This window comes from Hymenobacter nivis, assembly GCF_003149515.1.
GTDB classification, from domain to species: domain Bacteria; phylum Bacteroidota; class Bacteroidia; order Cytophagales; family Hymenobacteraceae; genus Hymenobacter; species Hymenobacter nivis.
In genome coordinates this window covers 3,396,637-3,421,971 of record NZ_CP029145.1, presented here as the reverse complement: position 1 = coordinate 3,421,971, position 25,335 = coordinate 3,396,637, and the positions used below count along the sequence as shown (strand labels likewise).

Below are 25,335 nucleotides of genomic sequence, written 5' to 3'. Positions count from 1 at the left end.
GTAGTCCGCGGCTCTTGCTTCGTCCTGCCGATTACCGTTAAGCGACGTGGACTCACAAAGTCCACGCTACAGAATAATGTGTGCCAACGGCTTGGGCCCCCGTGCTATCTTGCGCGGCACTACGGCTAGGCTGCCAAGGACCAATAGGGCCCCCAGTGCTTTTATTTTCTGAAAAAAAGACTGTTCTATGCTGAAACGCTACGCCTTTTTCCTGGCCGCTGGCCTGCTGGCGGGGCCCCTTGCCCCCGCCCAAACCGCCCCGCCCACCGAGGCCAAGCCGCTGCTGGGCTTCGAGCCCGCTGCGGCCGCCGCCGAGTACCAGCTCGAAACCAGGTTCGACGCCCAGCTGAAGGCCGGCAACCTGCGGGACTGGATGAAGCGACTGTCGGCGCACCCGCACCACGTGGGCTCGCCCTACGACAAGGACAACGCGGAGTACATGGCCGGCCTGTTTAAAAGCTGGGGCTACGACACGCGGATTGACGTGTCGTACGTGCTGTTTCCGACGCCCAAGCTGCGCGTGCTGGAGCTGGTGGGCCCCACCAAGTATACCGCCGTGCTAGCCGAAAAGCCCGTGCCGGAGGACGCTACCTCGGGCCAGACCGCCGAGCAGCTGCCCACCTACAACTGCTTCTCGCGGGACGGCGACGTGACGGCCGAGCTGGTGTTCGTGAACTACGGCATCCCGAAAGACTACGAGGAGCTGGCCCGCCGCGGCATCGACGTGAAGGGTAAAGTGGTGATTGCCAGGTACGGCGGCTCGTGGCGCGGCATCAAGCCCAAGGTGGCCGCCGAAATGGGCGCCATCGGCTGCCTCATCTACTCCGACCCCAAGGACGACGGCTACGCCCAGGGCGACGTGTACCCCAAGGGCCCCTTCAGGCCCGAAACCGGGGCCCAGCGCGGCTCCGTGCTCGACATGCCCACCTACCCCGGCGACCCCCTCACGCCCGGCTACGGCTCGACCAAAAACGCCAAGCGCCTGGATTATAAAAAGGCGCCCACCATCACCCAGATTCCGGTGCTGCCCATCTCCTACGGCGATGCCCTGCCGCTGCTCGCGGCCCTGGCCGGGCCCATGGCGCCGGAGGCCTGGCGCGGGGCCCTGCCCATCCCGTACCACCTGGGCCCCGGGCCGGCGCGGGTGCACTTGCAGCTGGCCTTCAACTGGAAAACCGAGCCCGTGTACAACGTCATCGCTACGCTAAAGGGCAGCCAGTACCCCGACGAGTGGATTATGCGTGGCAACCACCACGATGCCTGGGTGAACGGCGCCAGCGACCCGCTCAGTGGCATGGTGGCCGAACTGGAGGAAGCCCGGGCCCTGGGCGAGCTGGTAAAAACCGGCTGGCGGCCCAAGCGCACCGTCATGTTTTGCGCCTGGGACGGCGAGGAGCCCGGCCTGCTGGGCTCGACGGAGTGGGCCGAAACCAACGCCGCCGCCATCCAAAAGCACGTGGTGGCCTACCTGAACACCGATAACAGTGACCGCGGCTTTCTGGACGCGGCCGGCTCGCACACGCTGGAGAAATTCTTCAATCAGGTGGGGCGTGACGTAATGGACCCCGAAAAGCAGGTGTCCATCATCGAGCGCCGCCGGGCCTATGATTTGGTGGAGGGTAGCCCTGAGGCTCAGAAGGACGCCCGTGACCGGCCCGATTTGCGCATCGGGGCCCTGGGCTCCGGCTCCGACTACTCGCCCTACCTCCAGCACCTGGGCATCCCGGCTCTGAACGTGGGCTTCGGCGGCGAAGGCGAGGGCGGCGAGTACCACTCCATCTTCGATTCGTTCGACGACTTCACCCGCTTCAAAGACCCCACCTTCGCCTACGGCGTGGCCTTGGCCCAAACCATGGGCCGCTGCACACTGCGCCTGGCCGACGCCGACGTGCTGCCCTTCGAGTTCCAGAACCTGTCGAACACCGTGGCCAAGTACGGCACCGAGGTGAAGCAGCTGGCCGAAACCATGCGCACCGACACCGAAAAGCAAGCCAAGCTACTGGCTGAGAAGCGCTTCGACCTGGTATCGAACCCCGACCAGCCCCTGCTGCCCCCCAAGCCCCAGGAGGCCGTGCCCTACCTCAACTTCGCGCCCCTCGACAACGCCCTGGCCAAGCTGGAACAAAGCGCCCAGGCCTACGACCAGGCCCGCCGGGGCCCCAATAAGCTGTCGGAAGACCGCAAAAAGGAGCTTGACCAATTACTATATCAAGCTGAGCAGCAGCTGCTCAGCGTCGAAGGACTGCCGCGCCGCCCTTGGTACCGGCACCAGCTCTACGCGCCCGGTTTCTACACTGGCTACGGTGTGAAAACCCTGCCCGGCATCCGCGAAGCCGTGGAGGAGCGCAAGTGGGCCGAAGCCGACGAGCAAATCCGGCGCACCGGCGCTGCCATCGAGCGGTTTGCGGGCCAGGTGAACCGCGCCGCCGCCGTAGCGGGGCCCGCGCCGGTGCAGTAGCCGGGGCCCCGGGGCTGGCGTTAAAGATGAGCGAAGTAGAACGTCATGCAGAGCGCAGCGAAGCATCTTTCCCGCATAACTAATCATGCTTACTGCCGCGAAAAAGGCAACGCTACATTCAAATTAACCCCTTAACTCATGAAAAAAACGACCCTTATTCTTCTGGCCTGTGGCCTTATCCCCGCCGCCCGGGCCCAGCAGAGCCCCGGGCCGGTGCAGGTGACCGACTTGCTAAAAATCCAGCAGGTGGGCGGCATCACGCTGACGCGCGACGGGCGCCGGGCGGCCTTCACGGTGCTGGCCGCGGAGCCCGACGAGAAGAGTAAGGGCGATTACAAAAACGTGACCCAGCTCTACCAGGTGGGCACCGCGGCGGGGGCCTCGCTGCGGCAGCTCACTTCTAGCAAAGAAGGCGCGAGCCAGCCGGCCTGGAGCCCCGACGGCCGCCAGCTGGCCTTCGTGCGCACCGTGGACGACAAGCCGCAGGTGTTCGTCATGCCCATTGATGGCGGCGAAGCCCGCCAGCTGACCCGCTACAAGTACGGCGCTGGGGCCCCCAAATGGTCGCCCGACGGCCGGCAAATTCTGTTTTCGTCGCCGGTGCCGCTGCGCGAATTGCTGCGCGACTCGGTGCTGAACGCGGCGAAGGGCGTGCCGGGCTGGTCGTTCGAAAAACCGGGCTTTGCCAAGAACAGCCTGCTAGGCCCCGCCAAACCCAACGCCGACGGTAACCTGGCCGAAATCCGTGCTTACCTCGACAAAAACGAGGTGGATAAAAAGGCCAAAGTGCTTGATAACCTGAATTTCCAGGACGAGAAAGATGTGTCGGCGGAGCAGAGCTTTTCGCAGTTTTTCCTCGTCAGCGCTATCGAGGCGGGGGCCCCGCCCGTGGCGGTTACCCACGGCTTCTACCGGTTTTCGCAGGCTGAGTTCACGCCCGATGGCCAGCACCTGGTGCTGCTGGCCGCCCTCGATTCGCTGCGCCACCCCGACCGCGCCCAGGAAAACGGGCTCTACCTGACCGACCGCGCCGGCCGCCACCCGCGCCTGCTGCTGGGCCGCGACAGCACCGCGTATTCCAGCCTGAGGGTGTCGCCCTCGGGCAAGTGGCTGGCGTTCCAGCAGGAGCCCACCGGGCGCGTGGCCGTGCCCACGCTGGCCCTGCTGCCACTGAACGGTAGTGCTAAGGATATGATTACCATTCCTTTCGACCGCAGCAAGGGGGCCCTGGCCTGGAGTAGCGACGAGCAGTACCTGTACTTCACGGCCCAGGCCAACGGCGGGGCTCCACTGTACCGGGCCAACGTGAAAACCCGGAAAATTGAAAAACTCTCGGCCGCCGACACCGGCATCCTGAGCTTCGACGTGGCCCAGGGCCGGGTGGTATTTGCCCAAACCGGCGTGCGTAACCCCTCCGATCTGTTCGTGGCCGACGCCGGGCTGCGTAAGGTGGAGCGCGCCGGCACCTTCAACGACTGGGTGAAAAACCGGCAATTATCCATGCCTGAGAAGCACAGCTTCGTGAACGACAAGGGCTTGACGGTGGAGTATTGGGTGATGAAGCCCACCGCCTACCAGGCCGGCCGCAAGTACCCGTTGCTGCTCGACATCCACGGGGGGCCCGCGGCCATGTGGGGCCCCGGCGAGGCCAGCATGTGGCACGAGTTCCAATACTTCGCCGCCCAGGGCTACGGCGTGGTGTACGGCAACCCCCGCGGCTCGGGCGGCTACGGCCAGCAGTTCCTGCGCGCCAACATCAACGATTGGGGCACGGGCCCCAGCGCCGACGTGCTGGCCTACCTCGACAAAACCGTGGCCGAAGGCTGGGCCGACCCGCAGAAGCTGGTCGTGACGGGCGGCTCGTACGCGGGCTACCTCGTGGCCTGGATCATCGCCCACGACCACCGCTTCCAGGCGGCCTGTTCGCAACGGGGCGTGTACGATTTGGCCACCTTCTTCGGCGAGGGTAACGCCTGGCGCCTGGTGCCCAACTACTTCGGCGGCTACCCCTGGGAGCCGGCGGTACGCGCCGTGCTCACCCGCGAGTCGCCCATCACCTACGTCCAGAACATCACCACGCCCTACATCATCTTCCACGGCGAGAGCGACCGGCGCACGGGCTTCGTGCAGAGCGAAATGATGTTCCGCAGCCTCAAAGTGCTGGGCCGCCCCGTGGAGTACGTGCGCCACCCCGGCGGCACCCACGAGCTGACCCGTTCGGGCGACAACCGCCAGCGCATCGACCAGATGCTGCGTACCTATGAGTTCTTCGAGCGCTACATCAACACCAAGGCCGTGGTGGCGCAGTAGCGCCGGGGTTCCACATTAGCTGGTCTTTGGCTCTGAAAATAAGAGAAAAAGAATCGTGGAAAAACGTCATGCTGCCTGCATCCTGTCTCATAATTACTCAGCGGGAGAGATGCTTCGTTTCTGCTTGATGCGCAGAATGCGCTGCATGACGTGCTACATTGGTAGCTTGCCCTACTATTCCCCCCACCCACTGTCGTTTCTTCTATGAAATTCCTTTCCACGCTGCAACGTGCCGCCGGAGTCCTGGGCGCCGCCGCCCTGCTCGCCGCCTGCAACTCACCCGCCGCCACCACCGAAACCAGCGCCGCCGCGGGGGCCCCCAGCGCCTATTTCGCGCCCACTGAAACGGGCGTGAAAACGGGCGGCGTGCAGGTAATTCCGATTAAGACGCCCAAAGGCACGTTCAACGTATGGACCAAGCGGTTTGGCAACAACCCAAAAATCAAGGTGTTGCTGCTGAACGGGGGGCCCGGCGCCACCCACGAATACTTCGAGTGCATGGAAAGCTTCCTGCCCAAGGAAGGCGTCGAATTCATTTACTACGACCAACTCGGCTGCGGCAACTCCGACAACCCGCGCGATACCTCGATGTGGAGCCTGCCGCGCTACGTAGAGGAAGTGGAGCAGGTGCGCCAGGCCCTGAAGCTCGACAGCACCAACTTCTACCTGCTGGGTCATTCCTGGGGCGGCATCCTGGCCGCCGAGTACGCCTTCAAGTACCAGAAAAATTTGAAAGGCCTCATCATCAGCAACATGATGATGAGCTGCCCCGCCTACGGCAAGTACGCCGACGAGGTGCTGGCCAAGCAGATGAAGCCGGAAGTGCTGGCCGAAATCCGTAAAATTGAGGCCGCCAAGGACTTCAGCAACCCGCGCTACATGGGCTTGCTTGAGCCCAATTTTTACGCCCAGCACCTGTGCCGCATCGTGCCCAACCCCGAGCCGGTGACGCGCGCCATGAGTAAAATCAACCGGTCGCTGTACGTCACTATGCAGGGTCCCAGCGAGTTCGGCGTTTCGGGCAAGCTCACGCACTGGGACCGGGTGCCCGACCTGCCCAAGTTGTCGGTGCCGTTCCTGTCCATTGGCGGGCAGTACGATACAATGGACCCCGCCCATATGCGCATGATTGCCACCAAAGTACAAAAAGGCGCCGCCCTCATCTGTCCCCAAGGCAGCCACATGAGCATGTACGACGACCAGGAAACATACATGAAAGGCCTGCTCACCTTCCTCAAATCAGTGGACGACAAGTCGTTCAAAGCCGGTATGGCCATGTAAACCGCTGTAGCGTGGACGCTGCGAGTCCGCGACGAGCGCAGTGCGTATGATAATAGCACGGCACTGGCCGCAGTTTAGCGCGCAGCGCGCAACTGCTGGCCGATGGATGGGGTAAGTCTGCGACTCACGGCCGCGTAGCGGCCCACGGGTTGCGCTATTTGGCCGTTCGTCTTTGCGAGTTACAAACTCGCCCCATGCCGTGGCTCGCAGTTATGCGCTACGCGCTGAATTACGGCCAGTACCCAGGCCAGTACCCGTTTATTTGCTCGCCTAAAACACTACATCCAGCTCCACGGGCAAAGCGGCGCGGCGGCCGCCGGCCACGCCGGGCACCCAGTTGGGGCCCTCGCACACCAGGCGCAGGGCCTCAGCGTCGTAGTCGGCGCGCAGGCCGCGTGCTACTCTCAGGTTGCTGAGTTTGCCGTCGTTGCCTACCGTGAAGCGGACCCGTACGTTGCCTTTGAGGGGCATTTCTTCGGGTACGAACTCGGCGGCCTCACGGCGCAACTGGTCGCGCAGAGGCCCCAGGCCACCCACTGGCGCGGGCGCCAGGGCCGGGCCGGCGGGCATGGCGCCCACCACGGCACTGTTGGCAGGCGCCGTGAACGACAGGCGTTGCGCCACAACGGTAGTTTCGGTGGGTACGGTGGGCACTACGGCCACGCCCGCCACGCGGCCCATCAGGGCCCTGGCGGCCGGCGCGGACTGCTTAGCTCGGCTCACCGCCATCTCGCCTAGCGGCGTAGCTAGGGAATCGGTGGCGGCTTTGGGGGCTGCTGCCATCATTGCTGCGGATGCTGGGGCCCTGGCCACTGCATCATCCGCGGCTACGCTCACACTCATAACCGCTTCTTTATCAATATTTGACGCAACAATTTTCCGGGCGGCCGTGCGCTGGGGCTCGTAAGCAACGGCCGGGGCGGGCCGCCGCATAGCGGGCGCGGCGGTAGTGGTAGCGAGCGGCTCCGAAGCTTCGGCGGGGGCCGTTGCGGGAGCTGGTGGCGGAGCAGGGACCCCCGCCGAAGCATCTGCTGCGGCCGAAGATTTTGCTGCTTTGGGTGGCGCGGCCACAGTGGCTACTTCGGCGGCGGGCGCGGCGCGGTGCTGCCATTCCCATAAACCGCCGCCCGCCAGTCCGGCTACTACCGCGGCGGCCGCGGCCAGGCGCGGCCAGTGCCAGGCGGCGGGGCGGCGGGCGGCCTCGGCGGCCACGCGGGCGTGGAGGCGGTGGCGCAGGGCGGCCAGGGCCTGGTCGGTGGTAGCGGCGTCGGTTTGGGCGAGGCCAGCCAGGGTGTCGGCGCACCTTTCGCAGTCCAGGGCGTGGGCTTCTACCTGGTGCTGCTGGGCGGGCGCGAGGGTGCCGGCCGCGTACTGGCGCAGCGTGTCGGCGGCCGGGTGGGGGCCGCGGGGGGCCGCAAGGGCCGTGGGCAGCAGGTCAGCGGCGGGGGGCATGGGCGGGGGCCACGGCCGGGGCCGGGTCGTCGGTGAGGAGGCGGCGCAGCGTGCGCTTGCCGTTTTGCAGATGGCTTTTCACTTGGCCGAGGTCGAGGCCGAGGGCCCCGGCCACTTCGTGGTACGATTTATTTTCAAGAAAAAACAGCTCCAGGCAGCGGCGCTGGCCGTCGGGAAGTTGCGTGAGGGCGTGTTCCAGGGCTTGCAGGGTGGTTTCGGTGGCGGCCGCGGCTTCGTCGGCCGCCGCGGCATCGGGAAGATGCCGGGCGGCGGCCAATTCCACATCGGCCGCGTCGGGCAGGCTGATGACCAGGGGCCCCGCGCTGGGGCCGGCGCGCTGGCGGGCGCGCAGCTGCATCAGGCAGTGGTTGCGGGCGGTGGTGTGCAGCCAGGCGGGGAAGTTGTCGGGTGCGTGCTTTTGCAGGGTCCCTACCAGGTGCTCAAATAGCTGCATACTAGCGTCCTGGGCGTCCTCGTCGGGCGGGGCCAGGTAGCGGCGGCAGGTGGCGAACACCATCGGCAGGTGCCGGTCGAACAGCGCGCCGAGGTCGGCCACGTCGCCGCGCAGGCGGTAGCGGGCCAGCAGCTCCTGGTCGGAGAGTGGCGCGGCGGCGGCGGGCGGGGAGCGGCGGAAAAACATCGGCCGCGGCAAGGTAGCCCGGAGCCCCGAATTTTTTTTGGGCAGCGCGTGTGCAATCCGGGTCGGGGCCGCATCTCTCCGGCAGCTTCCACCGCCCAACCCCTTCACCACCATGAAAAACCTCCTGCTGTTGCTGCTGCTGGCCGCCGGGGCCCCCGCCCGCGCCCAAGAGCCCATCCCGCTGCCGGCGCCCGTCATCCGGCCCCGCGGCATCGTGCTGATGGACACCACCACGGCCCGGGCCATTGCCATCAGCGGTACCGTGCGCGAGGCCGGGGGCCAGCCGCTGCCCGGCGCCACGGTGCTCATTAAGGGCACCATGCGCGGTACCAGCACCGACGCCCAGGGCCACTACCTGCTGCTGGTGCCCCGCGCCATGCGGGCCACGCTGGTGTTTTCGGCGGTGGGCTACATGGCCCAGGGGTGGCGCGTGGGCAAGGACGGGGTGGTAAATGTGGTGCTGAAGCCCGACACCCGCGCGCTGCAAGAAGTGGTGGTGACGGGCCCCGCCGCGCAGAGGAAGTTGCGGGGCCAGGCGGCCGGGGTGGCCGTTCCGGGCACTGCGGCCACGGCCAGCTTCGTCCCCGGGGCCCCGGCGTCCTACCCCGCTCTACCCTACCCCGCCCGGCCCGAAGCCGGGGCCGGCGATACCTACGCCCACGTGGCCGAAAACGCCTTCCAAGCCGTTCAGCAAGCGCCGCTCAGCACCTTCGCCCTCGACGTGGATAACGCCAGCTACGCCAACGTGCGCCGCTTCCTTACCGAAGGCCAGTTGCCCCCGGCCGATGCCGTGCGGGTGGAGGAAATGCTGAACTACTTCCACTACGACTACCCCGCGCCCGCCCCCACCAGCCCCGACCCCGTGCGCATCAGCACCGAGCTGGCCGTGTGCCCCTGGAACCCCGCGCACCAGCTGGCGCGCATCGGCATCCGGGCCCGCAGCGTGGAAACCAGCGCGTTGCCGCCCGCCAACCTGGTATTTTTGGTCGATGTATCGGGCTCGATGCAGGGCCCCGACCGCCTCGGCTTGGTGCAGGCCGGCCTGCGGCTGCTCGTGCGCCAGCTGCGGCCCCAGGACCGCGTGGCCCTGGTAGTCTACGCCGGAGCCGCCGGCCTGGTGCTGCCTCCTACTCCCGGCAGCCAGCCCGAGGCCATCCTCGGGGCCATCGACCGGCTGGAGGCGGGCGGCTCCACGGCCGGTGGCGCGGGCCTGCGCCTGGCCTACGCCACGGCCCGGCAATACTTCCGGAAAGAAGGCAACAACCGCGTAATTTTGGCCACCGACGGCGACTTCAACGTGGGCGAAAGCTCGGACGCGGCGCTGGAACAACTAATTGTGAGCGAACGCGAAAGCGGCGTATTCCTCACCGTGCTGGGCTGCGGCCGCGGCAACCTGCGCGACGCCTGCATGGAAACCCTGGCCGACAAGGGTAACGGCAATTACGCCTACCTCGACAATCTCGCCGAGGCCCAGCGCGTGCTGGTAGCGCAGTTCGGCGGTACGCTTTTCACCGTGGCCCAGGACGTGAAGTTGCAGGTCGAATTCAACCCCGCTCGTGTGGCCCACTACCGCCTCGTGGGCTACGAAAACCGCCTGCTGGCCGCCGAAGACTTCAACAACGACCGCAAAGACGCCGGCGAGCTGGGCGCTGGCCACACCGTCACGGCCCTCTACGAACTGGTGCCCGTGGGCGCGGCCCAGCCCCTGGTAGACCGGCTAAAGTACCAGCCTGCACCCACGCCGCCCGTCACCATGCAGCAGTTCATTAACAACGACGTGCTGACCGTGAAGCTGCGCTATAAGCAGCCCCAGAGCCGTACCAGCCAACTGCTTTTCCAGGTGCTGAACGGCGAGGCCGGGCCCGTAGCGCAGGCCTCGGCCGATTTCCGATTTGCTGCCGCCGTGGCCCAGTTTGGGTTGCTGCTGCGCCAAAGCCCGCAGGCCGGCACTGCCACCTGGGCCGCCACCGCCGCGCTGGCCGCCGGCAGCCGGGGCCCCGATGCCGACGGCTACCGCGCCGAGCTGGTACGCCTCGTGGGCCTGGCCCAGGGCCTGAGCGGTACCGGGGCCATGGGTGCCCGCTGAGCCGGGGCCCCACAAGAAGGCCCCGCTGCACTGGCAGCGGGGCCTTCGGAATAAGGCGAAAGAATAGAACACGCGAATGGCCGGGCGGTGTGATTCCCAGCAGATAGCCAAGCCCACTGGTTTCAAAACCGTGCCAAACTACTCCAATAGGCCCCCACGTGCACCGGGCGCAGTTTTGAAACCAAGGGCCCGGGCGGGGCCCCGCCGCGGTGCGCAAAACGCGCTTACCTTTAGAAGGTCTTTTGCCCTTCCAACCGATTTTTATTCAGTGCTTTCATCGAAATTTTTCGGCCCGCTGGCCGCTTGCGCTTTGCTGGCCGCCGGGGCCCTGCCCGCGTGCCAAAACCGCCCCACCGAGGGCGAAAAATCGGCGGTTGAGTCGGCCACCACTACGCCGCCGGCCGTCGTCGACACCATCAAAATCAAGCGCCTGGTCTTGCAGCGCGACTCGCTGAAGGCCGACAGCATTGCCCGCAAAACCGGGCAGCTGCCGGGGGCCATCCTGCCGGGCCACCGCATTGTGGCGTTTTATGGTAATATCCGCTCAAAAGGGATGGGCATTTTGGGCCGCGAGCCCAAGGCGCAGATGATGCGCAAGTTTGATAAAGTGCTGGCCGAGTGGCAGGCCGCCGACCCCAGCCTGCCCGTGATGCCGGCGCTGCACAGCGTCACCATCACGGCTCAGGGCGCGGCCGGCGCCGACGGCAAGTACCGCCTGATGAACTCGAAAAGCACGATTGAGGAGACGCGCGCCTGGGCCAAGGAGAAAAACGCCCTGCTGTTCATGGACGTGCAGGTGGGCCTGAGCGACCTGCCCCACGAGCTGCCCAAGCTGACGGAATACCTCAAGGACCCGACTATTCATCTGGGCATCGACCCCGAGTTTGCCATGGCCACTAAAAACGCGCGGCCGGGCAAAAAAATCGGCACTTACGACGCCAAGGACGTGAACTACGCCATCAACTTCCTGGCCCGCATCGTGAGCGAAAACCACTTGCCGCCCAAGATTTTGATAGTGCACCGCTTCACCCAGGGCATGCTCACGAACTACAAAAACATCAAGCTCGACCCCCGCGTGCAGGTCATTATAGACATGGACGGCTGGGGCGACCCGGTGCTGAAAAAGGATTCGTACAAGGCCTATGTGCAGAAGCAGCCGGTGCAGTACACGGGCTTCAAGCTCTTCTACGAGTACGACATCAAGCGCAAGCCGTTCCACCTGATGACGCCCAAAGAGGTGCTGGCCGAGCTAACCCCGGTGCCGCTCTACGTGCAGTACCAGTAGCGCTCCGGGGCCCCACCGCACACCAAAAGGGCTTCCTGCTAAATGCAGGAAGCCCTTTTTATATCCTAGTGAATCGTCACCTAATCAAGCCACGTATAATAGCTTAGGCAAATTGCGGACCACGTTTTTTTAGTGGGCGGCGTTGAGGTCTATTTTTTCACCGGCTTTGACGCGTTTTATCAGCAGGATAAGCGGCAGGCAGGCAAGGAAGAAGAAGCCCAATGTGGTGAATATCTGCGAGTAGGTGATGATGGATACCTGCTTCATCAGCACGCCTTCGAGGGCGGCGTAGGCCTGCTGGCGGGCTTGCGCGGCGGGGAAGCCGCGGTTGATGAAATTCTGGGTAAAGGCCTGAATGCGCTGCACCGTCTCGGGGTTGTAGAGTGAGATGTTGGGCAGCAGGCCCATCCGGGTGCTGGCCATGCCGCGCTCGAGGTACGTGCCCACGATGGCCACCCCGAACGAGCCGCCGAGCTGGCGAATCATACCGGTGAGGCCGGCGGCCTGGCCCGCGTCTTTGCCCTGCAAGCCAGCCAGGCTCATGGTGGTGATGGGCAGGAAGATGAGGCCCAGGCCCACGCCGCGCACAATCAGGGGCCAGAAGAAGTCGCTGGTGCCGGCAGTGGGCGAAATCTTGGCACTCATCCAAAACGTGAAGCCGAAGAAGATGGTGAAGCCCATGGCCAGCAGCAGCTTCTGGGGCACCCCGTTTTGCAGCGACTTGCCGATGACCGGCATCATGAAGCCCGAGGCCAGGGCCCCCGGCAGCAGCAGCAGGCCCGTTTGGGCGGCTGAGAAGCCCAGGATGCGCTGCGTGAAAATGGGCAGCACGAACACCGAGGCGAACAGCCCGAACCCGAGCACGAACGACAAGAATGCGCCCACCGCCAGGTTGCGGCTCTTCGTGAGCACCCGCAAATCCACGATGGGCTTGGCGGCCGTCAGTTCGCGCCAGATGAAGCCGATGATGCCCACGGCGGCCAGCGTCGCGAACAGCACGATGATCCGGCTGTCGAACCAGTCCTCGGTTTCGCCCTGCTCCAGCACGTATTGCAGCGAGCCCACGCCCATTATCAGCAGCCCAATGCCAGCCCAGTCAATCCGCCGCAAAGGCGTCGGGATGGCGTTGCGGATGCGCTCGGGGTCGCGGATGAACAGGAAAGTGAAGATGCTGGCCAGGATGCCCACCGGCACGTTCACGTAGAAAATCCAGGGCCAGCCGAGGCTGCTGTCCACGATGTAGCCGCCGAGCGTGGGCCCAATGGTAGGCCCGATGATGACGCCCATGCCGAACAGGGCTTGGCCCAGGGCCAGCTGCCTGGGCGGAAACGTGTCGACCAGGATGGACTGCGACGTGGCCATGAGGGCCCCGCCGCCCACGCCCTGGATGAAGCGGAATGCCACCAGCTCCCAGATGTTGGTGCTCTGCCCGCAGGCTATCGAGGCCAGCGTGAAGAGAATTACCGAGGCCAGGAAATAGTTGCGCCGTCCGAACTGCTCAGCCAAAAAGCCGGTCATCGGAATCACAATCACGTTGGCAATGGCGTAGGCCGCCACCACCCAGCTCACTTCCTGCTGCGTGGCCGAGAGGTTGCCCATCATCTGGGTCAGGGCCACGTTCACGATGCTGGTGTCAATCAGCTCCAGCAAAACGCAGAGAACCACCGTCACGACGATGATCCATTTGGTAAATCCGGTTTCCATTCTTTGTTAAAGTAGGAGGGTGTGAAGTGGTTGGGTAAAAGTGAGTTATTAGCTGCGGATGAGTAGATTTTATAAGTGTAATTCACTCATCCGCAGCTAATAACTCACTCATTCACAACTCACTCATTCACTGGTTATTTAACCGCCACAATGGCGTTTACGCTCATGCCGGCGCGCAGCGGGTGCTGGGCATCCTCCTTGTCGAGCACAATTTTGACGGGCACGCGCTGGGTCACTTTCACGAAGTTGCCGCTGGCATTGTCGGGGGGCAGCAGGGCGAAGCGGGCCCCCGTGGCGGCCGACAGCGACTCGACGTGGCCCTCGAACGCCTCGTTGGGGTAGGCATCTACTTCTATTTTAGCCTTCTGGCCCACTTTCATGTTCTCAAGTTGGGTTTCCTTGTAGTTGGCAACAACCCAGGTTTTGCCGCTCGATACCAAGCCGAGGAGCTGCTGACCGGGGCCCACCACTTGGCCGGGCTGCACGTTTTTCTTGCTCACAATGCCGTTGGCGGGCGCCACGAGCGTGGTGTAGCTAAGCTGAAGCTTGGCGTTGTCGAGGTCCGACTGGCGCTGCTTCACCACGGCCTGAGCCACGGTGATTTGCTGCTGGGCCGATATCACTTGCTGGCGGGCCACGCTCACCTGGTCTTGGGCAGTGCTTTGCTGGGCGGCGGTCATTTTCAGGTTGGCCGCTACCGCGTCGTAGTCGCTCTGCGGGATGATGTCGTCTTTGCGAAGCTTCACGCTGCGTGCCAAGTCCTGCTGCAAGCGCGCCCGGCTGGCCGCGCTCACGCCGATGGTGGTTTGGGCAGTGCGCACGTTGGCTTGGGCCGTGCCCACCCCGGCGCGGGCGGCCACTACCTGGGCCTGGGCGGCCACGAGGGCCGCTTCCATGGCGTTCACGCGCTGCTGGTAGTCCGACTTGTCAATGGTTACGAGCGTGTCGCCCTTCTTAACCATTTGGTTGTCAACAATATATACCTTGATAACCGGGCCCCCTGCGCGAGGAATGACCGGGTATACGTCGCCTTCTACGGCCGCGTCGTCGGTGCTTTCGTGGGCCTGCGAGAACTGGTAGCGCGTCCAGCCAAAAAAGCCGCCGGCCAGCAGCACCACGGCCAGGATAACGAGCACGAGGGGGTTGCGGCGCTTGGGCGCTTCGAGGGGCTCGGCGCCGGCCTCGGGCGCCGCGTCGGGCGCAAAAGTGTCTTGGGGAGCAGTGGAAGTAGCCATTGGAGATAAACGTTAAACGGTGCGGAAAAGGCTGGTGTAGAAAATGTTTGGTAGGGCCCCGGGGCTCCGGGCTAGGCGTCGGGGGCCCGCACCAGGAGTGTGGGGCAGGGCGCAGTGCGCAGCACCACCTCGGCGGTGTTGCCCATCAGGAAGCGGGTGAGGCCCGTCTGGCCGTGGGCCCCGATAACAATTAAGTCGGCGTGGCGGCGGCCGGCTTCGGCCACTATGGCGGGGGCAGCCTCGCCCTGCACCGTATTTGTGCTCACGTGGGGGGCCCCGGCTTGCTCGGCGGCCAGGCGCAGGCCGGCCAGGCGGTCGGCCCCCGCGGGGGGCTCGGCGTCCTGCGGCTCGCGCACGTGCAGCAGGCGCAGCTCGGCCCCGGTGGCGGCGGCCAGGGCCGCCGCGTAGGCCACCAGCCCCGGCGTCGCGGCCGAAAAGTCAAGCGGGCAGAGGATGGAGGTGAGGGTCATCTTTTGACAGGAGATGTGAAAATTTGGAAATTAAAAATGTGAAAATGAGCGGAGAAGAAACACCGTTGTTGCGATGGGCCCCGGCAAAGCCCTTGGCTATTTTCACATTCTTCATTCGCCACATTTCCCACATTTAATGATTATTGCCAAATCTGTTCGCCGGTGGCGCGGCGCAGCTGGTACTGGCCCAGGGTGTAGTTGTACATGGCCTGGACGCGGGCCAGGCGCGACTGCGCCAGCTGGGTTTCGGCGTCGAGCACGTCGAGGTTCTGGCCCACGCCGTAGCGGTAGCGGCCCTGGGCCCGGGTGAGGGCGTCGGTGGCCTGCGCCACTTGCTGCAACGCATTGTCGTAGCGGGCCTGGCTGAACTCCATGTTGTTGGCCGCCTGGCGCACGTCGGCCCGGATTTGCTCCTGCGTGTCCTGGGTGCGGGCCATGGCGCTGCGGTAGTTGGCCACGGCCTCTACGCGCTGCTTGCGGTTTCTACCGCCATCGTAGATGGGCACCGATAACTGGGCTTGCGCCAAAGTATTAAACCGAATGTCGTTGATGGTGCCGGTGGGCAAAATGTAGCCATTTTTGCCGCCCACCTGCGCGCCCACGCCCAGGCTGGGCATATTACTACGGTCGATGAGCTTGGTCTGTAGCTCGGCGGTCATCTCAGCGTCTTTGCTGAGCTTCACCTCGGGGCGGTTTTCGGCGGCTTTGGCCAACTCGGCGGCCAGGTCCACGGCTTGCGGCTCGTAGGCGAGGCGGCCTTTCACCGGAATATCGGTTTGCTGGGGCTTGTGCAGCAGCCGCGCCAACTGCACCTGTTGGTTGAGGAGCTGGTTTTGCAGGTCGAGCTTGGTGTTCTGGGCCTGGGTGATGCGCACGTCGGTGGTCGTCACGTCAAACTTGGTGCTCACGCCGGCATCCACGCGCTTCTGCATTTCGTTGCGGTGCGTCACTAGTGAGGCAATCTGCTGGTCCTGCACCCGAATGCTTTCGCGCATAAACAGGATGTTATAATAGGCCTGCGCCGCGTTGAAAGCCAGGTCGCGCCGGGCTACTACCACGTTGTCCTGGGCCGTTTGTACCTGCGAGCGCGACAGGTCCGTGCTGGCACCGCGCTTGCCAAAGTCCAGCAGCTCGTACTGCGCCGTAATGTGCGCGTCGAAGTTGTTGCTGGGCGCAAACCTCAGTTCCTGGCCACCCCCGAAGGCGGCGTGTGATACCGGCGTGAGGTGCGTGTAGGCGGCCGTGCCCGTTATCTGCGGCAGGAAGCCGGCCTGCGACTGGGCCAGGCGGCTGCTGGCGGCGTTGGCCAACTCGGTCAGGTTTGTGAGGCTGGGGTTGGCGTCCAGCACGGCCTGCACAGTGCCGCCCAGCGTCAGCGAGTCGCTGGTCAGGCCAATGGCCTGGGACGAAGCGGGCAAGCCGGGCTGGTTTTGCGCCAGCACCGGGCTGGCCAGCAGCAAGGCGGCCCCCAGCAACAGCGGCGACTGGCCCAAACCCGCGGATTGAAATCGTGGAAACATAGAGCGAAAGCGGTAAAGTGTTGCATCCGCTTTAGCCAAGCCTGTGCCACGCCAAAACCGGGCCACCTGGCCAGGGCCCCGCAGGGCTAAAAAGTGCCTTTGAAGGTTGCATGAGCACCTTTTTAATTTAAATGGAGTGCATTTGAAACAACGGGGCCCCACAACATTGTTCCTGATATAACAGGAATCCCTCATTAAACGGTCCTGCTATATCAGGAATGACCACGACCGACGAAACCCTGCTGCTGCACCTCAACGAAACCATCGCCACCACCCGCGACAAGGAGACGCTGTTCAAAACGGTGACTACCAAGCTGCGGCTCATCTTCCCGTTCGACATCATCGGCATCAGCGTGTTCGACGCCGCTGTGCAAAACAAGCGGCTGTTTTGGCGCGACTACTTCTACGCCGAAGAATTGGCCCCCAGCCTGCCCGCGCCGCCGGCCCACTTCACGCCCATCGTGGGCTCGCCCTTCGAGTCGGTACTGGTAAGTGCGCACATGCACCGCATCGAGCTAGCAGACTACTTACTGGAATACCCTGACTTTGAACCGTTTCAGCGCATGCGGGCGCAGGGCATTCGCTACCTTACATCGGTGCCGCTGCGGCTCGGGGGGCGCCTCACGGGGGCCCTCACGCTGGCTGCCCGCCGCAAGCCTGCCCTGACGGCGGCCGACGAAAGCCTGCTGGAAAAAATTGGCTCGCTGATCGCCGTGGCCGTGGCCAACACGCTGGCGTTTGAAGACGTGGCCCGCCGCGAGCAGGAGCGCACCTTGCAGCTCAACATCAGCAACGCCTTGCTTAGCATTAAGCAGCGCGAGCCGCTGTTTCGGGCCGTGGCCGAGGAGCTGGGCCGCGTGGTGCCGTTCAAGTACTTCGGCATTCGGGTGCAGCGGGCGGGGCAGCACGATGCGTTCGAGGGCTTTGCCGAATTCCGGCGCCAAGCCGTGGACGCGCCGTTCGAAACGCTGGCGCCCGACCGCTACCGGGGCAAAGAATACCCCGACCCCATTTTACTGTACACGCAGCGCGACCAGCAGGCGCAGGGGCGCAACCTGTACGTGGGCGACGAGTTCAAGGACTTGGCCGTGCGCCACCCGGCCATGCGCCACGTATACGAGGCGTACGGCGTGCGAGCGCTGCTTTTCGTGCCGCTGTGGCAACGCCCCGACGGGGCCGCCGTGCTCACCCTGGCCAGCTCGGACCCCCACGCCTTCAGCGCCGACAATCTGGCCACCGTGGAGGGCCTGGGCCCCCAGGTGGCTCTGGCGCTCGACAACCTCTTTGCCTTCGAGCAAATTGAGGCCCTGAAGGCCCAGGTGGAGCAGGAGCGCACCTACCTCATCGACGAAATCAACACCACGGCCACGTTCGCCGAGCTGATTGGGCCCAGCGAGGCCCTGCACGCGGTGCAGGTGCGCATTGCCCAGGTGGCGCCCACCGACACCACCGTGCTGGTGAGCGGCGAAACCGGTACCGGCAAGGAGCTGGTGGCCCGGGCTCTGCACAACGCCTCGCCGCGCCGCAGCCGCGCCCTCATCAAGCTCAACTGTGCCGCGCTGCCGGCCCAGCTGATTGAAAGCGAGCTGTTTGGGCACGAGAAAGGCGCATTCACTGGGGCCTCGGAGCGGCGCATCGGCAAGTTTGAGCTGGCCGACGGCGGCACTATTTTCCTCGACGAAATCGGGGAGCTGCCGCTCGACTTGCAGGCCAAGCTGCTTCGCGTGCTGCAAGAAAAGGAGTTTGAGCGCCTGGGCGGTAGCCGCGTGCTCACCACCGATGCCCGCGTGGTAGCCGCCACCAACCGCGTGCTGGCCGATGAGGTGGCCGCCGGCCGCTTCCGCGCCGACCTGTACTACCGCCTCAACGTGTTTCCCATCACGCTGCCGCCCCTGCGCACCCGCCCCGAAGACGTAGGGCCCCTGCTCCGCCATTCGGTGCAGCGCCTGAGCCAGCGCCTGGCTAAGCCCCTGCGCCCCATCCGCCCCGCCGACCTGGCCGCCCTGCAAGCCTACGCTTGGCCCGGCAACGTGCGCGAGCTGGAGCACCTGGTCGAGCACGCCCTCATCGTCAGCCAGGGGCCCTACCTGGAGTTTGCCGGCCTACCCCCCGCCGCAGCCCCGCAGGGGCCCCTCGCGGACCAGGAAGCCCCGGCCAGCCGCCCGCTGAAAACGCTGCGCGAACAGGAGCGCGACCACATCCTCACGGCCTTGGGCCACACTAGCGGCCGCGTGAGCGGGCCCCAGGGCGCGGCTCTGCTGCTCGACATCAATCCCAAAACGTTGGAAGCCCGCATGAAAAAGCTGGGTATCCGCCGCACCGTGGCGGCCGGGTAGGGGTCCCGGTGGAGCGACGGGGTGAGGTTGCCGGAGGGTAACCCGTCAGAACTTAACAACTCTGGGGGGGCGGGTTAGGAAAACTTAACATGAACTATTTACCACCGGGTACTTAACCCAATAAACCCCAAGGTAAAGACCAGTAAAAGAAAGCCCAAAACAGGCCCCAACGAATCCGTTCTTATCTGTTAAATCCACGTAATCTGCGGTTCAGACAAGCAGGTGCGGCACGAATTCCGATAGGTTCGTGATGAGCCCCGCGTCGCGCCGGAAGCCGATAGCGCAGGCCTCGCCCGCCCAGAACACGCCGGCCTGATAGCGGCGGCCCTGGGCGTCGGTGGGTAGCTCGGCCCAACGCTGGTAGAGGGTGGGCTGGTCGCCAAACTCGCCGGGCACTTCGGCGGCGGGGCGTCCGTCGGGGCCCACTTCGGTCACGTTTTGGCCCTCGCGGCCCAGCAGCGGCTTGCGCACGTGGTGGCCGGGCAGGGGCCCCAGGCTGGCTTCGAGCAGCAGCGGGTGGTGCGGAAACACCTCCCAGAGGCGGGCCAGCAGGGCCTTGCTCTGGAACAGCAGGGCGTAGGCGGGGTTGGCAATAACCACGTCGCGGGCGAGCAGCAGGTGGGTGAGGTCGGCGGTGAGGGCCGGCTCCTCGTCGGCCAGGATTTCCCAGGGCACGAGCTTGAACAGGAAGTCGAACCGCTGCCACTGCCCGGGCACGGTTTCGGCCCACACGCCGCGGTCGGCGCCGTCCACCGACACCCGCATATCGTCAACCGAGCACACGTAGGTGTCGGCAAAGCCGGCGGTGCGGGCGGCCTCGGCCAGTACGCCGCAGTTGGCCTCGTCCTCGGCACTGCCGGGCAGGTGCACGAGCAGCAGGGTGGCCTGGCGGTCATTGTTGAGGGCGCGCCAGTGGCGGAACTGGTCTTCGAGGCCCTCGAAGAGGCCGTTGGCCTGGCGGTCGTCGCCCGATTGGCCGGCGGCTACCAGGCTGGCCCACTGCACCACGGCGGCCTCGGGCAGGCCGGTAGCAGTGTCGGCGTTAAACTCCAGCAGCTTGGGGCCCTCGGCGGTGAGGGCCAGGTCGAAGCGGCCGTAGAGGTGCCAGTGGCGCTCATCGTTCCAGGAGTGGCGCACGGCCTCCCAGAGGTTGGGCGCAATGGCCAGCTGCTGCAAAAAAGCGTCGGGGATGGGGTCGGGAATGGCCGCCACCAGCATGTCGTACAGCGTGTCGGCGGCCTGAAGCAGCATTTCGGCATCGGCCTCGGCGAGCTGCACGGCTTCGCGGGCTACATAGTGCTGGCAGGCGTCTTCCAGGGCCCAACCCCAGCCCAGGGCGCGCACGGCGGGCGATACGTCGCCGGTAAGGGGCAGTAGGTTAATCATTTTTATTTGAGCGTGTTGGTTGGGCGTATTACGGGATAAAAGGCCGTCATGCAGAGTGCAGCGAAGCAGCTCTCCCGCGGATTAATTCAATTGATTACTGCTGCGAGAGAGCTGCTTCGCTGCGCTCTGCATGACGTTCATTCAACTATACTCATCGCGAAGTTAAAAGAGAAAAAAGGGGTAAGATTACATCGTGGAATTGACCTTGACTGATTTGGAGCGGGTCTTGTTGCGGCAAGCGCAAAGCGCCTGCCGGGGCAAGGCGGGGTAGGTGCCGGTGCCGCTCATGCTCGACCAGGGACATGCCGCCGCGACGATTAGCCAGGCGTTGGGGCTGTGTCTTGTCCTGAAATAAGTTGACAGTTTTTGGCTTAAAAAACTGTCTTATGGAAGAGCACATTCGCGCCTTGCTCCAGCGCTTTCAGTACAGCGCGCAATTCAAAGAAACGGCGGTGTTCCGCATTGTCTTTGGGGGCGAAGAGCCCAGCCAGGTAATGGCCGACCTGGATATCCACAACAGCTATACGTTGCGCAACTGGGTAAGCCTCTACCAGCGCAAGGTGCAGACGGGCTTGTTCGCTAGTCCGGCGATGACGCGAACGCAAAAACGGGACGTGCACGCCTTGCAGCAACGCAACGGCGAGTTGGAAGAAGCACTCCAGCAGGCCAATCTGTTGATTTTAGCCCTCCACACGATGGTGGAGGTGGCCGAGCAAGAATTGAAACTACCCATCCGAAAAAAGTTTGGCGCCAAACGGTCCGGAAACTCCAGGAAAACGAAATCGTGCGGGTGAGCGTCGCTCACCTGCGCCCCCATATGAGTTGCGGGTATCTAACGCCGGCTGCCGCCCACATTAGCACCGAGCCGCTGCAAAAGCACTGGAAACCTAAAGTATACAAGGCTGCTCAGACCCCAACATCAACCGACATAGCCTAACTTGACAACCTGCTATCAGGACTAAAACCAACTCTTTTCTTCTCACTCGAAAACTGACAACTTTTTTTCAGGATTGGACAACCTGTACAGCTGTAGTCGGACGAGACAACTTCGTGACGGGTATAGTTGTGCAGTAGAGATACTTCGGCTGCGCTCAGCATGGCCGTGCTCGATAGTGGCTTACGGCGTGTGGGCGCGGTCGTACAGGGCCTGGGCCTGCTTGTGCAGGCGCTGCGCCAGTTGGCCCGAGTTTTGGCGGGCTTCGGCCGGCGGCACACACTGCTGGAGCGTCGCGGCAAGGCGGTCCACGGCCTGGGTTTCGGCCGCCGTAGCGGGATAGAACAGGCGGTACACCCGCTCGGTGAAGCCGTATTCCTGCTCCACCATGTTGTGCTCGGTAAAAAGGAGCACCACGGCCTGGCGCGCCGCCAGCTGCGCGCGCAGGTCCAGGTCGCCGGCTTGCTCGCCGGTGGCATGGTACAGGCTGTCGGGGGCGTGCACCGACTTGTTGTAGAACCACACCCGCGTGTCGGGCGCCAGCTGGTGCTGGATGAACGGCGCGAATACCATCAGGCCCCACACGAAGCTGTCGCTAACGAACAGCACCGAGGGCAGCCGCTGGCCAGGCCGGGGCGGGGCGAAGGCCAGCCGGGGGTAGGCCAGCGGGGTGGTTTCGCGCTCAAACAGCAAATTCATGGTCGCGCCCAGGTCGTTGTCCGTCGAGCGCAGCGAATCGCTGCGGTACACCAGGTGCGGGGGCCCCACGGCGCGCACTGCCGGCAGCCGTGTGCCCGTCAGGGCCCCAATGCGCCGCATCAGCGTATCGGCGGCCCGGGTGGCCCCGTAGCCGCTCCAGTGGATGCCGCTGCGAGGGTAGAGCGGGTAGGGCGCGGTGCCCTTCCACTTCGCAAAAAGCGGCACAAAATCCAGCAGGTTAACGCCTTGGGCGCGCAATTGCTGTGTAAACAGGTCGTAGTTGGTAACCGTGCCGAGGGGCGGGCGCCAGGATGGGGGCAGGTTTTCGGGCTCGAAGCGGGCCTTGTTGGGGGCAATGGCGAACAGCAGTTGCACGCCGCGCTGCGCCAGGGCCTGCTGCACGGCCCACAGCCGCCGCACGCGGAATTGCACTTCGGCCGCGGGCAGCAAATTCTTGCCGGCGTAGGCCTCGATGTAGGTGTGCTGGAACAGCACGTCGTGGGCCCCGATGACGACATCAGCGGAGCGTGATACCCGAAACACGGAAAAGGCGAGCTGATTGCGCAGCCGAATCAGCCACGACCGGAACCCGATCCGGTCTTCGAGGTAGTGCTCCAGGGCGGGCTGAAACGTGTTGGCGCGTAGGCCCGCCCAAGTCAGGGCCGGGTGCGGGGCGATGGTGAAGGCCCCGTCCAGCACCTTTTCGTGCCGGAAGTGAAACCGGGCCTGGAGCGCGGGCCCCACCAGCAGCGCCAGGAGCGAAACGAGCAAAAGACGTTTGAATAGCAGCTGCACCACGCGGGAAAAAAGCAACCGGCCCAGCCCACCCGAAGGCGCTAAAACCGAAAGTAAATGAACGGATTGAACGAGCTGCCCACTACGTAGCTCAGGCTGAGCACCAGCAAAACGGCCGTGCCGAAGGTGAGCCCCAGGGCCCCGCGCACCGTGAAGTGCCCCCGGGCCAGGAGCCCTAGCTCCCAGCGTTCCACCCGCGGGAAGGCGGCGGCAAACGCCACCAGGGCCGCCAGGCCCAGCGTGTACCAAAACTCGCGGCTAAACGGTGGTGCCGCCGCCGCTCCGCCCGCGCCAAACATGGCCCGTATATAATGCAGGGCCCCGGCCAGCGACTCGGCTCGGAAAAGCACCCAGCCGACGACAGTAATGAGGAAGGTGGGCACGATGCTTAGGGCCCCCAGGCGCTCGTACAGGCGCAGCAGAAACAGCCGGTCCAGGATGAGGAAAAAGCCGTGGTAGGCCCCCCAGGCAATGAAGTTCCAGGCCGCGCCGTGCCAGAAGCCCGACAGGATGAAGACGGTCCACAGGTTGACGTAGAGCCGGCTGGGCGCCACGCGGTTGCCGCCCAGCGGGATGTAGAGGTAGTCGCGCATCCAGCGGCCGAGCGTGATGTGCCAGCGCTGCCAGAACTCGGTGATGGAGCGCGCCACGTAGGGGTTGTTGAAGTTTTCGGGGAACTGGAAGCCCATCATTCGCCCCAGCCCGATGGCCATGTCGGAGTAGCCCGAGAAGTCGAAATAGATTTGAAACGTGTAGGCCAGGGCCCCCAGCCAGGCCAGGCCCGGGGCCAGCCCGGCCGGCGCCGCCTTGAAAATTATATCGGCCTGCTCACCGAGCACGTTGGCCACCAGCACCTTCTTGGCCAGGCCTACCACGAAGCGAAACGCGCCGGCCAGCTTCTGGTCCACGGTGTCGAAGGCGCTGCGGTCGGCAAGCTGGCCGGCAATTTCGTGGAAGCGCACGATGGGCCCGGCAATCATCTTCGGAAACAGCATGATGTAGAGCAGGAAATCCCAGAAGGATTGCAGCGGCTTGTTCACGCCCCGGTACACGTCGATGGTGTAGGTGAGCTTCTCAAAGGTGAAAAACGAGATGCCGATGGGCAGCGCCACCTGCGCCCAGGTGAGGGGGCCCCCGCCGAAGTAGCCACGCACGGCGCTGGCGTTTTCCAGAAAAAAGTTGGCATATTTGAAGTAAAACAGCATTCCCACGTTCAGCACTACGCTGATGATGAGGAAAATGCGCTGCTTCCACCGCGCATCGGTGGCCGCCATGTAGCGGATGAGCCCGAAGTTGACGACTACCGAAGCCAGAAATAAGCCCAGGAAGTTGAGCCCGCCCCACGCATAAAAGCACAGGCTACCCAGCAGCGCCACGGCGTTCTTGAAACGCGCCGGCACCGCGTAATAGAGCAGCAAAAAGCCGGGCAGAAAGTAAAAAAGAAAGAGCGTGCTGCTGAAAACCATAGCGGGCGAAAGGGCCACAAGGGCGGTTTCAAAGCTACGCCGGCCCGGGCGCGCTGGGCCGCCACCAGCCACGCCCGCCCCACGAAGTTTCAGCTAGCTACAGCCTTCAACAACCGACTGGGGCTCCACTGAAAACGTCGGAGAGCCGCGCCTTAATTTGAAAGCTGCCCAACAAAGGCATGGTTTCACATTCTAAAACAAGCTGCCCTGCACCGCCTGCGGAATGATGGCCGGCGGGGCTACCACAATGCCGGTCAGCTCCTTTATTCGGGCCAGGAAGTGCTGCGTCCAGATGGGGGCGTGGCGCACGTCGCGCTGGTGGATGAAGAAGTAGGCCGTGTGCAGGCCCTGGGCGTACCAGGTGGCCAGGCGCTCGGCCCAGGCGTCGGCACGCTGGTAGTCGGTGCTGTGCAGGCCGTGGCCGTTAAAGCGCACGAAGGCCGTGGGCGTGGTCAGGCGCATGGGCAGCACGTCGCGCCGCCCGGCCACGTCGGTGATAACCAGCGTTTTGTTCAGGGCCTCCAGCGTGGCAAACACGGCGTCGGCCAGGCCGCGGTCGGCAAACCAGCGGGGGTGGCGCAGCTCCACGGCCAGCGGCACGGCGGCGGGCCAGTCGAGCAGGAAGCGCTCCAGCCGCGGCAGGTGCTCGGGGCCCAGATGCGGCGGCAGCTGCAAAAAGGCCCAGCCCAGCGCGGGCCCCAGCTCCTCGATGGCCCGAGCGAAGGGCACCACCAGGTCGTCGGTTTGGAACAGTTCGCGCTCGTGGCTGATGCTGCGCGGCAGCTTGGGGCAAAACTGGAAGCCGGGGCCCACCGCCGCCCGCCAGCGCCGCACGGTGGGCGCGTCGGGGATGCGGTAGTGGGTGGTGTTCAGCTCCAGGCTGTTGAACTGCCGGGCATAGTAGTGCAGGTACTCGGGCTCCTTGATGCCGAGCGGGAAGTACGAGCCCAGCCAGTCCTTGTTCGTCCAGATGGGGCAGCCCACGTACAGGGCCGGGGGCAGGGGTTGCGCCGGGCGGGCGCGGGCCAGCAGCGGGGCCGTGTCGGGGTGGTCGGGGGGCAGGCCAAAGTTGACGTAGCGCAGGTCGGGCAGGCGGCCAAAATCCATGGGGCAAAGGTAGGGCCGGGGGCCGCCCGGGGCCCCCGCCGGCGCCCTAAAGCGGCACTTCAGGCATTACAAAAAAAAACTGACGTGTGCAACCGGGCAAATGGCTAAGTGCGGCTGACGAGGCCAAAATTTTGCACCCGCCGCATAATCTTATTTCGTGATATAGGCCCT

Annotated in this window: 17 protein-coding genes; 7 read left to right on the top strand and 10 right to left on the bottom strand. The window is 64.6% G+C overall.

Going from position 1 to position 25,335, the window contains the following annotated elements; genetic code table 11:
* The first annotated feature begins 187 nt into the window (after window positions 1-187).
* The 3 genes from DDQ68_RS15175 to DDQ68_RS15165 all read left to right on the top strand — a co-directional run bounded on the left by DDQ68_RS15175 (window position 188) and on the right by DDQ68_RS15165 (window position 6,049).
* Window positions 188-2,458, top strand: coding sequence for a transferrin receptor-like dimerization domain-containing protein (locus DDQ68_RS15175; protein ID WP_109657062.1), 2,271 nt, complete (start codon window positions 188-190; stop codon window positions 2,456-2,458).
* Between the two features lie 138 nt (window positions 2,459-2,596).
* Entirely contained in the window at window positions 2,597-4,768 is a 2,172-nt protein-coding gene (locus DDQ68_RS15170) for a S9 family peptidase (protein WP_109657061.1), read from the top strand.
* Window positions 4,769-4,972: 204 nt separating this feature from the next.
* Window positions 4,973-6,049: a proline iminopeptidase-family hydrolase gene (locus DDQ68_RS15165; RefSeq protein ID WP_109657060.1), complete on the top strand. Its 1,077-nt coding sequence runs from the start codon at window positions 4,973-4,975 to the stop codon at window positions 6,047-6,049.
* Window positions 6,050-6,319: 270 nt separating this feature from the next.
* Here DDQ68_RS15165 and DDQ68_RS15160 read toward each other — a convergent pair whose 3' ends face one another.
* Both DDQ68_RS15160 and DDQ68_RS15155 read right to left on the bottom strand, forming a co-directional pair.
* A complete protein-coding gene (locus DDQ68_RS15160) occupies window positions 6,320-7,501 on the bottom strand; it encodes an energy transducer TonB (RefSeq protein ID WP_109657059.1) in 1,182 nt (393 codons plus the stop codon).
* Complete coding sequence (locus DDQ68_RS15155; protein WP_162550146.1) at window positions 7,485-8,141, bottom strand: RNA polymerase sigma factor; 657 nt, start codon at window positions 8,139-8,141, stop codon at window positions 7,485-7,487. Before DDQ68_RS15155 ends, DDQ68_RS15160 begins: the two co-directional genes overlap by 17 nt.
* A gap of 112 nt (window positions 8,142-8,253) precedes the next feature.
* Between DDQ68_RS15155 and DDQ68_RS15150 the strand changes: the two genes are divergently transcribed.
* Together DDQ68_RS15150 and DDQ68_RS15145 are read left to right on the top strand one after the other, a co-directional pair.
* Window positions 8,254-10,227 (top strand): vWA domain-containing protein, encoded by a 1,974-nt coding sequence (locus DDQ68_RS15150; RefSeq protein WP_109657057.1) that lies wholly within the window; start codon window positions 8,254-8,256, stop codon window positions 10,225-10,227.
* 268 nt (window positions 10,228-10,495) lie between these two features.
* Window positions 10,496-11,512, top strand: coding sequence for a hypothetical protein (locus tag DDQ68_RS15145; RefSeq protein WP_245897060.1), 1,017 nt, complete (start codon window positions 10,496-10,498; stop codon window positions 11,510-11,512).
* A gap of 129 nt (window positions 11,513-11,641) precedes the next feature.
* Here DDQ68_RS15145 and DDQ68_RS15140 read toward each other — a convergent pair whose 3' ends face one another.
* The 4 genes from DDQ68_RS15140 to DDQ68_RS15125 form a co-directional block, all read right to left on the bottom strand.
* Window positions 11,642-13,216, bottom strand: a complete 1,575-nt coding sequence (locus tag DDQ68_RS15140) for a DHA2 family efflux MFS transporter permease subunit (RefSeq protein WP_109657056.1) — start codon at window positions 13,214-13,216, stop codon at window positions 11,642-11,644.
* Window positions 13,217-13,350: 134 nt separating this feature from the next.
* Window positions 13,351-14,451 carry an HlyD family secretion protein gene (locus DDQ68_RS15135; RefSeq protein WP_109657055.1) on the bottom strand — a complete coding sequence of 367 codons (1,101 nt, stop codon included), beginning with the start codon at window positions 14,449-14,451 and terminating at the stop codon, window positions 13,351-13,353.
* Between the two features lie 71 nt (window positions 14,452-14,522).
* Window positions 14,523-14,921, bottom strand: coding sequence for a universal stress protein (locus DDQ68_RS15130; protein ID WP_109657054.1), 399 nt, complete (start codon window positions 14,919-14,921; stop codon window positions 14,523-14,525).
* A gap of 140 nt (window positions 14,922-15,061) precedes the next feature.
* A complete protein-coding gene (locus tag DDQ68_RS15125; protein WP_162550145.1) occupies window positions 15,062-16,441 on the bottom strand; it encodes a TolC family protein in 1,380 nt (459 codons plus the stop codon).
* Between the two features lie 218 nt (window positions 16,442-16,659).
* Here DDQ68_RS15125 and DDQ68_RS15120 point away from each other — a divergent pair, with 218 nt between their 5' ends.
* The gene (locus tag DDQ68_RS15120) at window positions 16,660-18,777 is read left to right on the top strand and encodes a sigma-54-dependent Fis family transcriptional regulator (RefSeq protein ID WP_109657052.1); all 2,118 of its coding nucleotides are present in this window, start codon (window positions 16,660-16,662) and stop codon (window positions 18,775-18,777) included.
* Between the two features lie 210 nt (window positions 18,778-18,987).
* Here the strand turns inward: DDQ68_RS15120 and DDQ68_RS15115 are convergent, their stop codons facing one another.
* Window positions 18,988-20,163, bottom strand: coding sequence for a glutathionylspermidine synthase family protein (locus tag DDQ68_RS15115; RefSeq protein WP_109657051.1), 1,176 nt, complete (start codon window positions 20,161-20,163; stop codon window positions 18,988-18,990).
* A gap of 386 nt (window positions 20,164-20,549) precedes the next feature.
* Between DDQ68_RS15115 and DDQ68_RS15110 the strand changes: the two genes are divergently transcribed.
* Complete coding sequence (locus DDQ68_RS15110; RefSeq protein WP_109657050.1) at window positions 20,550-20,957, top strand: transposase; 408 nt, start codon at window positions 20,550-20,552, stop codon at window positions 20,955-20,957.
* Window positions 20,958-21,280: 323 nt separating this feature from the next.
* Here the strand turns inward: DDQ68_RS15110 and DDQ68_RS15105 are convergent, their stop codons facing one another.
* The 3 genes from DDQ68_RS15105 to DDQ68_RS15095 form a co-directional block, all read right to left on the bottom strand.
* Complete coding sequence (locus tag DDQ68_RS15105; protein WP_162550144.1) at window positions 21,281-22,567, bottom strand: alginate O-acetyltransferase AlgX-related protein; 1,287 nt, start codon at window positions 22,565-22,567, stop codon at window positions 21,281-21,283.
* A 65-nt stretch (window positions 22,568-22,632) separates the two neighbouring features.
* Window positions 22,633-24,009 (bottom strand): MBOAT family O-acyltransferase, encoded by a 1,377-nt coding sequence (locus DDQ68_RS15100; protein WP_211320157.1) that lies wholly within the window; start codon window positions 24,007-24,009, stop codon window positions 22,633-22,635.
* Window positions 24,010-24,249: 240 nt separating this feature from the next.
* Window positions 24,250-25,164: a DUF72 domain-containing protein gene (locus DDQ68_RS15095; RefSeq protein ID WP_109657048.1), complete on the bottom strand. Its 915-nt coding sequence runs from the start codon at window positions 25,162-25,164 to the stop codon at window positions 24,250-24,252.
* Window positions 25,165-25,335: the final 171 nt, after the last annotated feature.

Coding starts and splice junctions, on each gene's coding strand:
- DDQ68_RS15175 (WP_109657062.1), top strand. CDS start 188: ATGCTGAAACGCTACGCCTTTTTCCTGGCCGCTGGCCTGCTGGCGGGG.
- DDQ68_RS15170 (WP_109657061.1), top strand. CDS start 2,597: ATGAAAAAAACGACCCTTATTCTTCTGGCCTGTGGCCTTATCCCCGCC.
- DDQ68_RS15165 (WP_109657060.1), top strand. CDS start 4,973: ATGAAATTCCTTTCCACGCTGCAACGTGCCGCCGGAGTCCTGGGCGCC.
- DDQ68_RS15160 (WP_109657059.1), bottom strand. CDS start 7,501: ATGCCCCCCGCCGCTGACCTGCTGCCCACGGCCCTTGCGGCCCCCCGC.
- DDQ68_RS15155 (WP_162550146.1), bottom strand. CDS start 8,141: ATGTTTTTCCGCCGCTCCCCGCCCGCCGCCGCCGCGCCACTCTCCGAC.
- DDQ68_RS15150 (WP_109657057.1), top strand. CDS start 8,254: ATGAAAAACCTCCTGCTGTTGCTGCTGCTGGCCGCCGGGGCCCCCGCC.
- DDQ68_RS15140 (WP_109657056.1), bottom strand. CDS start 13,216: ATGGAAACCGGATTTACCAAATGGATCATCGTCGTGACGGTGGTTCTC.
- DDQ68_RS15135 (WP_109657055.1), bottom strand. CDS start 14,451: ATGGCTACTTCCACTGCTCCCCAAGACACTTTTGCGCCCGACGCGGCG.
- DDQ68_RS15130 (WP_109657054.1), bottom strand. CDS start 14,921: ATGACCCTCACCTCCATCCTCTGCCCGCTTGACTTTTCGGCCGCGACG.
- DDQ68_RS15125 (WP_162550145.1), bottom strand. CDS start 16,441: ATGTTTCCACGATTTCAATCCGCGGGTTTGGGCCAGTCGCCGCTGTTG.
- DDQ68_RS15120 (WP_109657052.1), top strand. CDS start 16,660: ATGACCACGACCGACGAAACCCTGCTGCTGCACCTCAACGAAACCATC.
- DDQ68_RS15115 (WP_109657051.1), bottom strand. CDS start 20,163: ATGATTAACCTACTGCCCCTTACCGGCGACGTATCGCCCGCCGTGCGC.
- DDQ68_RS15110 (WP_109657050.1), top strand. CDS start 20,550: ATGGAAGAGCACATTCGCGCCTTGCTCCAGCGCTTTCAGTACAGCGCG.
- DDQ68_RS15095 (WP_109657048.1), bottom strand. CDS start 25,164: ATGGATTTTGGCCGCCTGCCCGACCTGCGCTACGTCAACTTTGGCCTG.